This window comes from Streptomyces yongxingensis (assembly GCF_055597465.1).
In genome coordinates, this window is record NZ_CM145717.1 from 3,370,795 (window position 1) to 3,383,592 (window position 12,798).

At 67.9% G+C, this 12,798-nt stretch carries 9 protein-coding genes; 3 read left to right on the forward strand and 6 right to left on the reverse strand.

The annotated features are described in order from the left end of the window. Positions 1 to 112: 112 nt before the first annotated feature. The 5 genes from ACZ6TD_RS14090 to ngcE form a co-directional block, all read right to left on the reverse strand. Positions 113 to 1,213 (reverse strand): substrate-binding domain-containing protein, encoded by a 1,101-nt coding sequence (locus tag ACZ6TD_RS14090; protein ID WP_471354034.1) that lies wholly within the window; start codon positions 1,211 to 1,213, stop codon positions 113 to 115. 217 nt (positions 1,214 to 1,430) lie between these two features. Further along, positions 1,431 to 2,630 carry an ROK family transcriptional regulator gene (locus ACZ6TD_RS14095; RefSeq protein WP_164430046.1) on the reverse strand — a complete coding sequence of 400 codons (1,200 nt, stop codon included), beginning with the start codon at positions 2,628 to 2,630 and terminating at the stop codon, positions 1,431 to 1,433. 244 nt (positions 2,631 to 2,874) lie between these two features. Continuing rightward, entirely contained in the window at positions 2,875 to 3,708 is an 834-nt protein-coding gene (locus tag ACZ6TD_RS14100; RefSeq protein WP_231981754.1) for a carbohydrate ABC transporter permease, read from the reverse strand. 175 nt (positions 3,709 to 3,883) lie between these two features. Then, on the reverse strand, positions 3,884 to 4,801 hold the full coding sequence (locus ACZ6TD_RS14105) for a carbohydrate ABC transporter permease (RefSeq protein ID WP_471354036.1): 918 nt from the start codon (positions 4,799 to 4,801) through the stop codon (positions 3,884 to 3,886). 58 nt (positions 4,802 to 4,859) lie between these two features. After that, positions 4,860 to 6,296, reverse strand: coding sequence for an N-acetylglucosamine/diacetylchitobiose ABC transporter substrate-binding protein (gene ngcE, locus ACZ6TD_RS14110; RefSeq protein WP_471354038.1), 1,437 nt, complete (start codon positions 6,294 to 6,296; stop codon positions 4,860 to 4,862). Positions 6,297 to 6,638: 342 nt separating this feature from the next. Between ngcE and ACZ6TD_RS14115 the strand changes: the two genes are divergently transcribed. From ACZ6TD_RS14115 to ACZ6TD_RS14125, 3 genes are all read left to right on the forward strand, one after another. After that, positions 6,639 to 7,184 (forward strand): hypothetical protein, encoded by a 546-nt coding sequence (locus tag ACZ6TD_RS14115; protein ID WP_471354040.1) that lies wholly within the window; start codon positions 6,639 to 6,641, stop codon positions 7,182 to 7,184. 213 nt (positions 7,185 to 7,397) lie between these two features. After that, positions 7,398 to 11,255, forward strand: a complete 3,858-nt coding sequence (locus ACZ6TD_RS14120; protein WP_471354042.1) for a GH92 family glycosyl hydrolase — start codon at positions 7,398 to 7,400, stop codon at positions 11,253 to 11,255. A 252-nt stretch (positions 11,256 to 11,507) separates the two neighbouring features. Further along, positions 11,508 to 12,278 (forward strand): PIG-L deacetylase family protein, encoded by a 771-nt coding sequence (locus ACZ6TD_RS14125; protein WP_471354044.1) that lies wholly within the window; start codon positions 11,508 to 11,510, stop codon positions 12,276 to 12,278. Here the strand turns inward: ACZ6TD_RS14125 and ACZ6TD_RS14130 are convergent. Further along, on the reverse strand, positions 12,275 to 12,532 hold the full coding sequence (locus tag ACZ6TD_RS14130; RefSeq protein WP_471354046.1) for a hypothetical protein: 258 nt from the start codon (positions 12,530 to 12,532) through the stop codon (positions 12,275 to 12,277). The two genes, ACZ6TD_RS14125 and ACZ6TD_RS14130, sit on opposite strands and share 4 nt — an antisense overlap. Between the last annotated feature and the right edge of the window lie 266 nt (positions 12,533 to 12,798).

Consider the following 12,798-nt stretch of genomic DNA (forward strand, 5'->3'; position numbering starts at 1 on the left):
AGGGGAGAGCGCGCTCTCCCCTCGATTGGGGGGTGAGTTAAGGGGTGCGGGCCGTCCGGGGGTACGGACGGCCCTGCTCCGTCTATGTGCCGGTATGTGCCGGAGACCGGCGTTAGTTCAGACCGGCCTCTGCGCACGCCGCCTTGAACTTGGCGGTGCAGATCTGGGCGACCGTGTAGTTCCCGTCCTTGACGACGGTGTCCTTGATGTTCTTCTTGGTCAGCGAGATCGGGGTGATCAGGGTCGCCGGGATGTCCTTGGTGGTCGGGCTGTCGACCGTGTTGGACTCGTTGACCTTCTCGCCGCGGCCGAGCGCGATGGCCATCTCGGCGGCGGCCGCGGCCTCGTCCAGGTAGGACTTGTAGACGCTCATGTACTGCTCACCGGTGACGACCCGGCGCACACCCTCGAGTTCGGCGTCCTGGCCGGTGACCGGGGGCAGCGGGTCGAAGCCGCCGCTCTTGAGCGCGGTGATCGCGCCGCCGGCCATGCTGTCGTTGGCCGAGTAGACGCCGACGATGTTCTTCTTGCCGAGCGAGGAGATGGCGCCCGTCATGGCCTCGTTGGCCTTGTCCGCGAGCCAGCGGTCGATGTCGTAGGACTTGCCGATGTCCACCTTGCCCTTGAGGACGGACATCGCGCCCTTCTTGAACATGGCGGCGTTGGGGTCGGCCTCCCAGCCGTTGAGCATGACGATCTTGCCGCTCTTGGCCTTGTCGCCCAGCGCCTTGAGCAGGGCCTGGCCCTGGACCTTGCCGACCGTCTCGTTGTCGAACGAGGTGTACGCGGAGACCGGGCCCTCGGCGAGCCGGTCGTAGGCGATGACCGGGATACCGTCCTCGTCGGCCTTCTTGACCGAGCTGGCGATGGACTTGGAGTCCACCGAGTCAAGGATGATCGCGTCGACCTTCTTGGTGATCATCGAGTCGACCTGCTGCTGCTGGACCGAGGGGTCCGACTTGGCGTTGACGTACAGGACCTTGCAGTCGGCGCAGAGTGCCTTGATCTTCTTGGTGACGAAGGGCCGGTCGAAGTTCTCGTATCTGGCCGTCTGATCCTCGGGCAGCAGGAGCCCGATCGTGAGCGGACCGGTCTTCTTCTTGTCGTCCTTCTTGTTGCTGTCGGCTTCCTTCGCCGAGCCACAGGCGGCGAGGGCTACCGTCATCGACATGACAGAAGCGGCAAGAGCGACGCGACGCATCGTTGCGTTCATTTAGGGGTGACCTCCCTGACGAGGCCGCGTCATTGCGGCCGAGGTGGCTGGAAGTCAACTCGGCCGCCCGCATGGCGTCAAGAAGTAAATCCTTAACGAGATGGCAACGGTGCCATTCGTTATCTGAGTGAACGCAGTCGGACAGGCCGGATAGACGGAGCGTGACCGGACAAAGCCTCTCAGGCACACCCACGGCCCAACCGCCCCCGCCCGGCGGTCAGGTGAGGGCCGGAGCCCCCGCCGAGAGCGCCCCGTCCAGCAGCGTCGAATCGCCCATCTCGCTGAGCACCAGCGCGAGCGCGCCCAGCACCTCGGCCCGGCCGCCGAGCGCCCCCGGCATCACCGAGAGCTGATGGGCCGCGCTCGGGATCGCGTACCGCGCGACGGACTCCCGGATCGGGCCCAGCACCAGCTCCCCCGCCTCGGCGAGCTGGCCGCCCAGCACCATCCGGCTCGGGTTGATCAGATTGCAGAGGTTCGCCACCCCACTGCCGATGTGCCGGCCGACGTCCCCGATCACCCGCCGGCAGCCCGGGTCGCCCTCGCGGGCGAGCTGCACCATGCGCTCCACGGTGAGGTCCGCCCCATGGCTGGAACGCAGCAGCGGCAGCACATAGCGGGCCGCGGTGAAGGTCTCCAGACAGCCCCGGTTGCCGCAGCGGCACACCGGTCCCGACTCGTCCAGGGTGATGTGGCCGATCTCGCCCGCCGTACCGCCGGGGCCGCGGTAGATCTTCCCGCTGATCACCAGCCCCGCGCCGACACCGTCGGCCACCTTGATGTACGCGAGGTCGCCGACCCCGCGGCCGGAGCCCCAGACCAGCTCGCCGAGGGCGCCGAGGTTGGCGTCGTTGTCCACGTGCACCGGCACGCCGAGCCGCTGGGCCAGGTCGTCGCGCGGATTGGTGCCCGCCCAGCCCGGCAGGATCGCGGTCGAGCCCAGCGTGCCGGTCTCCACGTCGATCGGGGCGGGCACGCCGAGGCCGACGCCGACCACCTTGTCCTGGCTCAGCCCGCTGGCCGTGATCAGCCTGCTGACCAGTTGCTCGGCCCGGTCCAGACCCTGGGAGGAGGAGGCGTCCACATCCAGCGGCTCGGCCTCCTCGGCCAGCACCTGATGGGCGAGGTTGCCGATGGCGACGCGCAGATGCGTATGGCCGAAATCCACCCCTACGACGATGCCCGCGTCACCGCTGAGCGAGACGCTGCGCGCCCGGCGGCCGCCCGCCGAGGTGGGCGTGACCTCGACCGTTCCGCCGTCCTTGAGCTCACGCACGATGTTGGAGACGGTGGCGGCGGACAGCCCGGTGGACCGGGCGATCTCCGCCTGGGTCAGCGAGCCCGCCATCCGCACCGCACGGACCACCCGCTCGAGGTTGGCCCGGTGCAGCGACGACTGCGATCCCGGAGTCTCCACGCCCATCCACTCCCGCCTTCGCGGGCGGCACGACGGCCGCTCCGCCCGACCGGACCGCAGCAGTGAGGCCCGGCTGTGTCTCCAACATGTGAACTCTAAGCTGAGCCGCCACGGTTGTCCCACGTCAAGCCCCTGACCGCGGTGGGACCGCTCGCGGTACCCTTCGCCGCCCACAGCGGCACGGCCCCGTCCCTTCCGCGAAACGGAAAGGACGGGGCCGTGAAAAGCCCTCCGCGATGTGCCCCTATTTGAGCGCGCCCGCGGTCAGACCCGCCTGGACCTGCCGCTGGAAGAGGATATAGACGCCGAGTACGGGAAGCATCGCCAGCACCAGACCGGCGAAAAGCGCCGACCAGTCGCCCTTGTACTGCTGACTGGCCGCGAGCTGCACCAGTCCCTGGGTGAGCACCCGCTTGTCCTCATCGGTGTTCAGCACCGTGGGCAGCATGTACTGATTCCACTGCCCGAGGAAGTTGAAGATCCCCACGCTGATCAGCCCGGGCTTCGCCATCGGCAGCATGACCTGGAAGAACGTCCTGGTATGGGACGCCCCGTCGATCAGCGCCGCCTCCGCGACCGAGGACGGCAGCGTCTTGAAGAACGAGGTGAGGAAGAAGACCGTGAACGGCAGCGAATAGGCGATATAGACCAGAATGAGCCCATGAAAGGTGTTGAGCAGACTCATGTTCTTCATCACGAAGAACAGCGGCACCAGCGCCAGGATGATCGGAAAACTCATCCCGCCGACGAACATGAAATAGATGAACCGCTTTCCCGGGAATTCGAAGCGGGCCAGGATGTATGCCGCCATCGAGCCCAGCAGCATCGTCCCGATCAGGGAGCAGCCCACCACCAGGATCGTATTGAGGAAGAAGTCGCCGATGTTCGACTTGCTCCAGGCCCGGGTCCAGTTGTCGAAGTGCAGGGCCGAGGGCAGCCCCCAGGGCGAGGTGAAGATCTGCTTGTCGGTCTTGAGGGAGCTCATCACCGCCCACAGCAGCGGCAGCGTGACCAGGAGTCCCCAGACCACCAGGATGCCGTGCGAGAAGACGTTGAGGACCTTGCCCTCGCTGCCGATCCGGCCCTCGGGGGTGAAGCCCGGCGGCGGCTGCTTGGCGACGGGCCCGGTGGCCGGTGCCTCGTCCTCCTTGGTGACGCCCGGGAGCTCCGAGGGCTCTGCGTGCGAGGTCACTGTGGTACCCCCAGATCGGCGGTCGGGCGGCGGTGGCCGGGTGCGGTCGGTGTGATCGGCATCAGTACTCCAGCCGTTCGCGCCGGCCGAGCCTGGTCACGATGACCGCGAAGACCAGGGTGACGATGAGCATCGCGACGCCGATCGTGGTGGCCCGTCCGGCCTGCCCGTCGTGGAAGGTCTTGGTGTAGACGTAGTAGCCCATGACCTGGGTGGAGTCGGCGGGGCCGCCCGGCCCCACGGTCATGATCTGCACCACGGCGAACGCGTCGAGCGCGATGATGCCCATATAGATCCAGCCGGTCTGGACCGTGTCCCACAGCAGCGGCAGGGTGATCTTGAAGAAGGTCTTGATCCGATTGGCCCCGTCGAGCAGCGCCGCCTCGTAGAAGTCCCTCGGGATGGAGCTCATCCCGGCGGAGAAGAGGACGACGTAGAAGCCGACGTTGCTCCAGACCATCACCGCCATCAGGCACCACAGCGCCAGCTTCGGATCGGCCAGCCACTCCTGCTGGAGCGAGTCCAGGCCGACTCCGTCGAGGAAGGAGTTGATCGCGCCGTTGCGCGGGTTGTAGGTGAACTGGAACAGCAGGGCGACGATCGCGATCGACAGCACCTGCGGGAAGAAGTAGATCACCTTGTACAGGCTCGACCCGCGCACCCCGGAGACCGCCGCGTTCTTACGGCCCCGGCCGCCCACGTTGAGCATGAAGGCGAAGAAGAGCCCGAGGCCGAGCGTCACCAGCGGCACCACCAGCAGCAGCACGACATTGTGCCCGACCGCTTTCCAGAAGAGGTCGTCATGCAGCAGCCAGTCGTAGTTCTTGAACCCGACCATTTTGAAGTCGGAGCTCAGGCCCGTCCAGTCCGTGAAGGAGTAGTAGATGGCCTGGACGAACGGCGAGATCACGAAGACCGCGTAAAGGATCACCGGCAGGGCCAGGAACCCCGCGATGAACCGGTACTTCCCATGCTGCATTTCTACCGACCTCGGTCTTCCCCTACGGATAATGCCGCCGGCGACGCGTGAAGCGGCATCAGACGTGCTTGTACTTCTTGACGGCGTCGTCCTTGGCCGTGTCATCGGCGAACTTCTGGCACTTCTTGATCGTCTCGGCGGGGGTCATCCGGCCGGCCATCATCTCGCCGAGCGCGCCGACGCCGATCTGCTGCTTCTGCAGCGTCACGTACCAGTCCTGGAGCCGCGGGTTGACCACGTTCTTGCCCGCCTTGGTCAGCGCCTCCTGCGCGGACGCCAGGCCCGGCGGCAGGGTGAGACCGTCGGTGCCGCCGTTGAGGGAGGAGAGCGAGGAGACCTGCTTGACGAAGTTCTTGGTGGACTTCTCGCCGAGCATGATCCGCAGCAGCTCCATGCCACCCTCGGGGTTCTTCGCCGACTTCGGGACGATGAAGGGCTCACCGCCGGAGGCCCACAGGGTGCCGAACGGCAGCTTGTCGCTCTTGTCCAGGCTGGAGGGCGCGGCCACCGCCATCTGGAAGTCCTTCGGGGTGGTCTTCTTCGCCTCGTTCTCCACCCAGGAGCCGTTCGGGATGAACAGCGCCTTGCCCTGGTTCCACGCGGTCTGGGACTCGATGTGGGTGAGGCCGGGGGTGCCCTTGAGGATGTAGCCCTTCTTGTAGAGCTCGTAATACGCCTCGAATGCGGCCTTGACGGCCGGGTGCTTCCAGGCGTTCGGCTCCAGGTTGTCGATCGAGTCCAGGACCTCCCGGCCGCCGATCTTGGCGATGAAGGGGTAGAGGCTGAACGGCAGGTAGTAGGGGAACTTGCCGGGGTAGGTCCAGCCCGCGATGCCCTTCTTCTTGGCCTTCTCGCAGACCTTGAGCATGTCGTCCCAGGTCTCGGGGTACTCCACGTCGAGCTTGGCGAGGTTGGTCTTGGAGTACCAGACGCCGTAGACGGTGTAGGCGTAGTAGAGGATCCACACCGGCTTGCCGTCGAACTGGCCCATCTCCACGACGCCGGGGCGCAGGGTCTCGCGCACCGTCTTGTTCGGGTCGTCGAGGGAGGGCGCGTCCAGCAGCGGGGTGAGGTCGGTCAGCTGGTTCTTCGCGACCAGGGTGCCGAAGTCCATCTGCTCGGCGCCGGAGTTGTCGACCAGGTCCGGCGGGGTGCCGCCGTTGAAGCGCGGCTGGAGCACGGTCTGGATCTTCTGGGTGGCGGAGTGCTTGACCTTCCCCTTGGTCTTCGGGAAGGCCGCGGCGTACTCAGCCTCGGCGTCCTTGGCGTACTGCTGGCCGAAGCCGCCGTCGAAGATGACGACGTCGAGCCCGGCGCTCTCATTGACCGCGAGCGGGTTCTTGGCGCTCTTCTTGCCCTTGTCGACCTTCTTGGAGTCGTCGTCACCGCCACTGGCACAGGCGGACAGCGCGCTCATCGCCGGCACGGTGATCAATCCGAGCGCCGCCGAGCGCTTGATCAGATCGCGACGGCCGACATCTGAGGTGGATCCCATGCTCAAGTCCTCGCCTTCGTCAGGACTCAGGCGGTGTAACGGTCTCCCGTACATGCTCGCCTCCGGCGAGGGGCCCCGACACCGCGGGTCAGTTGAAGCGTCAAGCGGAGTATTGCTGGGTGTACGCCGGGGAGAGCGGATGACCCGCCGAGGCCCTCCGATATGGGCCGCGGTGCGGCCTTCCCCCTGGGGCGACAGGTATAGTCCACTGGGCCGTATATGGGCAAGATCGAAAGGTCATCGGGTATCAGTCTTTCCCGAGTTGAGACCTGGCCGACATACCGTAAGGGGAGACATGCCGCGCGGCGCGCCGCCGTGCGCGCTCCCCGAAAGGCGGTTCCCGTGTCCCGGAAGCAGCTCACCCTCGCCACCAGCATTGTCGTGACCGCGACACTCGCGGCCACCGCGGGGTGCGGCTCCGGCAGAGGGGGCTCGTCCGCCGGGGACAGCAAGGGCGGCGCGGCGATCGGCAAGGGCATGGCTCAACTGCCGGTGGAGCCCACCCGGGCGCCGACCGAGGAGCCCACCGACGACCCCACCGACGACCCCTACGACGACCCGTATGACGAGCCGTCGGACTCCCCCACCGGCGGCTCCGGCCTGGTCACCCCGGACGCCAAGATGGGCACCTGCGGATGGGGTTCGGACGGCAAGCCCTACGCCAATGTGAAGATCAGCAACTCCGGCTCCAGCACGGCCTACTACTCGCTGCTGGTCGGCTTCGTCGACAGCTCGGAGGAGGTCGTGACCACCGGGGTGGAGTCCGACGCGCGCGTGGCGGGCAACGCCGAGAAGACCATCAAGGTCACCGGGATCAAGGCGGACAGCTCCCACACCGCGAAGAAGTGCCGCCTGTCGCTGGCCACCAAGTCCGACGACGCCGGCTGACGACACGCCAGGGGCGGCCTCGAGAGGCGCACGGAATCGCCCCCATGAACGCGGGCCGTACCACCGACGGTGGTACGGCCCGCGGCGTACCACCCGCCGCACGGGCGCCCATTGAGCGCTGTCCGCATCCTTGACACCAGCCTCCCCCTGCCTCCCTACTTATCTCTGCCCGACCCAGTGGACAACGTTGTCAGACTCGTTGAGAGGCTGAGTATGCGACAGAGACGACCCCAGAGACGATGGCGTGGGATCGGACGGTCGGCCGCCCTGGTGGCGGCCGTCCTGCTGGCGGTGACGGCCCAGGGCGGTGCGGTCGCCGCCCCCGCCGGCCCGGACTCCGCGCACCACGCCGACCGCACCTTCGCCTCGTCCTTCGAGTCGGGGGATCCGCAGCCCGACTGGCGGAACACGGTCGAGACCGGCCCCGACGGCAAGAAGAAGGCGTCGGGAGTCGACGGGGGCTACTCCTCCGGGATCCCCGGCAATGTCACCGACAAGGTCACCGAGGTCCGCGCGAGCGGGGAGAACACCGACGGCGGGGAGATCAAGGAGAACCTCGTCGACGGCGATGTCACCAGCAAGTGGCTGGCCTTCGAGACCACCGGCTGGCTCGAGTTCGACCTGAGCGAGCCGGTGGAGGCCGTCCGCTACGCCCTCACCTCCGCCAATGACGCCCCCGGCCGGGACCCGAAGGACTGGACCCTCAAGGGCTCGGCCAACGGCTCCGACTGGACGACGCTGGACACCCGTAAGGACGAGACGTTCTCCTCGCGCCAGCAGACGCGGGAGTTCTCTTATCGCAACTCGACGGCCTACAAGCACTTCCGGCTGGAGATCACCCGCAACGCCGGGGACGACATCGTCCAGCTCGCGGAGGTGCAGTTCGCGGACGGCGACACGACCCCGCCCGCGCCCTCCGACATGCGCACCCAGATCGACCGCGGCCCGACCGGCTCCCCCACCGCCAAGGCCAACGCGGGCTTCACCGGCACCCGTGCGCTGCTGTACGCGGGCACCCACAAGCCGGACGGCCGGGCGTACTCGTACAACAAGGTCTTCGACGTCGACACGGCCGTCACCCGGGACACCGAGCTGTCCTACCGGATCTTCCCGTCGATGCCCGAGACGGACCTGAACTACCCGGCCACCCATGTCTCCGTCGACCTCGCCTTCACCGACGGCACCTACCTCAGCGAGCTGCCCGGCGCGGTCGACCAGCACGGCGCCCGGATGAGCCCGCAGGGCCAGGCCGCCTCCAAGACGCTCTACGTCAACCAGTGGAACCACAAGGAGTCGCGGATCGGCGCGGTCGCCGCGGGCAAGACGGTCGACCGGATCCTCGTGGCCTACGACTCCCCCAAGGGCCCCGCGAAGTTCCGCGGCTGGGTGGACGACATCGCGATCGCCCCCAAGGCGCCCGAGAAGCCGCTGAAGCACCTGTCCGACTACGCCCTGACCACCCGCGGCACCAACTCCAGCGGCAGCTTCTCGCGCGGCAACAACTTCCCGGCCACCGCCGTCCCCAATGGCTTCAACTTCTGGACGCCGGTGACCAACGCGGGCTCGACCGACTGGCTCTACCAGTACGCCCGCGCCAACAACGACGACAACCTCCCCACCATCCAGGCGTTCAGCGCGAGCCATGAGCCCAGCCCCTGGATGGGCGACCGGCAGACCTTCCAGGTGATGCCGTCCGGGGCGGGCGGCACCCCCGACGCCGGGCGCACCGCCCGAGCGCTCCCCTTCCGCCACGAGAAGGAGACCGCCCGTCCCTACTACTACGGGGTGACCTTCGAGAACGGCCTCACGGCCGAGATGGCGCCCACCGACCACGCCGCGGCCATGCGCTTCACCTATCCGGGCGAGGACGCGAGCGTCATCTTCGACAACGTCAACAACAACGGCGGGCTGACCCTGGACGCCGAGCACGGCGTCGTCACCGGCTACTCCGACGTCAAGAGCGGGGGGTCCGCGGGCGCCACCCGGCTGTTCGTCTACGGCGTCTTCGACACCCCGGTGAGCGCGAGCGGCAAGCTGGACGGAGGCGGCGGCAAGGACGTCACGGGCTACTTCCGCTTCAAGCCGGGGAAGGACCGCACGGTCACCCTCCGGCTCGCCACCTCGCTGATCAGTGTCGACCAGGCGAAGACCAACCTCGACCGGGAGCTGCCCGCGTCGCGGTCGTTCGAGCAGGTCAAGCGGGCCGCCCAGGCGGAGTGGGACGACATCCTGGGCCGGGTCGAGGTCGAGGGCGCGGACCGCGGCCAGCTCACCTCGCTGTACTCCAGCCTCTACCGGCTGTACCTCTATCCCAATTCCGCTTTCGAGAACACCGGGACGACGGCGAAGCCCCGCTATCAGTACGCGAGCGCCTTCTCGCCGGCCACCGGGGAGAACACCCCGACCCACACCGGCGCGAAGATCGTCGACGGCAAGGTGTACGTCAACAACGGCTTCTGGGACACCTACCGCACCACCTGGCCCGCCTACTCCCTGCTCACCCCGAAGCGGGCGGGCACGATGGTCGACGGCTTCGTGCAGCAGTACAAGGACGGCGGCTGGATATCCCGCTGGTCCTCGCCGGGCTACGCCGACCTGATGACCGGCACCAGCTCGGACGTGGCCTTCGCCGACGCGTATCTGAAGGGCGTGCGGTTCGACGCCGAGGCCGCGTACGAGGCGGCACTGAAGAACGCCACCGCCGTGCCGCCCACGTCGGGCGTCGGCCGGAAGGGCATGTCCACCTCGCCCTTCCTCGGCTACACCAGCACCGAGACCCATGAGGGGCTGTCCTGGGCACTGGAGGGCTATCTCAACGACTACGGCCTCGCCAACATGGGCAAGGCGCTCTACGCGAAGACGAAGAAGGCCCGCTACAAGGAGGAGTCCGAGTACTTCCTGCACCGTGCGCAGGGCTATGTCTCGCTCTTCGACGACAAGGCGGGCTTCTTCCAGGGCAAGGACGCGAGCGGAAAGTGGCGCGTGCCCTCGGACAAGTACGACCCCCGGATCTGGGGCTACGACTACACCGAGACCAACGGCTGGGGCTACGCCTTCACCGCGCCCCAGGACAGCCGGGGCCTGGCCAACCTCTACGGCGGCCGGGCGGGCCTGGCGAAGAAGCTGGACACCTACTTCTCCACACCGGAAACCGCCTCACCTGAGTTCAAGGGCTCCTACAGCGGCGTCATCCACGAGATGACCGAGGCGCGGGACGTCCGCATGGGCATGTACGGCCACAGCAACCAGGTCGCCCACCATGCGACGTACATGTACGACGCGGCGGGGCAGCCGTGGAAGACCCAGGAGAAGGTGCGCGAGGTGCTCTCCCGCCTCTACACCGGCAGCGAGATCGGCCAGGGCTACCACGGCGACGAGGACAACGGCGAGCAGTCCGCCTGGTACCTCTTCAGCTCGCTGGGCTTCTATCCGCTGGTGATGGGCGGCTCGGAGTACGCGGTCGGATCGCCGCAGTTCACCAAGGCCACGGTGCATCTGGAGAACGGCCGCGATTTGGTGATCAAGGCGCCGCGCAACAGCCGGGCGAACGTGTACGTCCAGGGCCTGAAGGTCAACGGCAAGGCGTGGAACTCCACGGCCCTCCCCCACTCGGTGCTCGCCAAGGGCGGCACGCTGGAGTTCGCGATGGGCGCCAAGCCGTCGAAGTGGGGCACGGGGAAGAACGCCGCCCCGTCCTCCATCACCCAGGACGACAAGGTCCCCACCCCGCGCCACGACCTGACGGTGCCGAGCGGCGGTACGGCGCTGCTGGACAACACCTCGGGGACGGACGCGGCCTTCGAGTCGGTGGACCTGCCGGTCACGGAACCGGGCCGCGCGGTCCAGTACACCCTGACCTCGTCGGACCGTGCGAAGGCCCCGACGGGCTGGGTGCTCCAGGGCTCGCGGGACGGCGAGAAGTGGCGGGACCTGGACCGCAGGTCGGGCGAGTCCTTCCGCTGGGACAAGCAGACCCGCGTCTTCTCGGTGCGCACGCCCGGTACGTACGCGCACTACCGGCTGGTGCCGGACGACAAGTCGACACTGGCGGAGGTGGAGCTGCTGAGCTGATCCGAGCGATGCCGTGAGGGAGCGGGCCGTGGCCGGGAATTCGTCGGCCACGGCCCGCGTGCGTACCGGGCGCCTCGCCTCAGCGAGGACCGGTGGACGCCGTCTCCTCACCGTCGTGATCCAGCCGGGCCCGCTCGACCTTGGCCAGGTTCTCGGCCGACCAGGTCATGGGCCAGTCGCCGCGCCCCTTCGCCCAGTGGGCGCTACGCCATATCGCGGCCTTCGCATGACCACGAATGCCAGGATGGGCGGATGGCTACCGTCCTGGCGTTTCACGCCCACCCCGACGACGAGGCCCTGCTGACCGGCGGCACCCTCGCCCGGCTCGCCGACGAAGGGCATCGGGTAGTGCTCGTGGTCGCCACGGACGGCCTCATGGACGCGGCCCCGGAGCACGGCGAACCGCCCCGCCTGCGCGAACTGCGGACGAGCGCGGCCATCCTCGGCGTCGACCGCGTCGTCCACCTCGGCTACGCGGACAGCGGCCACGGCCCGCTCTTCTACCCCGACCCGCCGGACCGCCCCCGCTTCGCGCGGGCGGACACGGAGGAGGCGGCGGAACGGCTGGCCGCGATCCTGCGCGAGGAGGACGCGGCGATGCTGCTCACGTACGACGCCAACGGCGGCTACGGCCACCGCGACCACATCAAGGTCCACGAGGTCGGCCGCCGCGCCGCCGAACTGGCCAAGACGCCAAGGGTCCTCGAGGCGACGATCCCCCGCGACACCGTCGAACGCCTGCTACGCCTCGTACGGCTCCTGCGCGTCCCCCTGCGCCACGACCCCGCCGAACTGAGCAGCCGCTTCAGCCCCCGCTCGGCCATCACCCACCGCTACGACGTCCGCCACTACGCCCGCCAGAAACAGGCGGCCCTGGCCGCCCACCACTCCCAGGTGAACGGGACCGGCCGCATGAATCCCGTCATGCGACGAGTGATCCGGCTACCGGCCCCGCTCTTCGGCCTGCTGCTGGGCCGGGAGTGGTACATCGACGCCTCCCCCTCCCGGCCCCCGCACCGCTAGCAGTCGGCGAACAAGTCCTCCGCACGTGAGACGGTCACCGCACGGTCAAGCCACGTGTCGAGGAGGTCCAGATCCTTGCACGACCCCACGCGCTCGCGGGTCTCGGCGGTGACTTCGAGCCCTCGAGCATTGAGGACCCGCAAGACACTCTCGGCGCGGACCTCGACCTGGGTTTCGGCCCGGGTTTCAGCCCGCACCTCGGCGAAGGCTCGCTGCGCGTGCTCGGAACGGAAGAAGTTCAGCAACGCGGACATCAGGTCGCTCCAGATCTTTCGTGCCGGGGTGTTTCCGAGTCCCGCTTCGACGAGCTCGGCGTATCGGGCCTGACGACAAACGCGCTGCTCGTCTCCGGGAAGGGGACGCCGAGCAGTTGTCTGAGCGCTCGGACTATGGCGCCGGTGTCCTCCTGGAAAATCCGGTGGAGGGCCTCGTGTGAAGAACTGACCATGCGTCGAAACCTAGAGAGGGGAGGGCAAATGCCGGTGGCACTTGCCCTCACTTCACTCGATCGTAGGTCGCG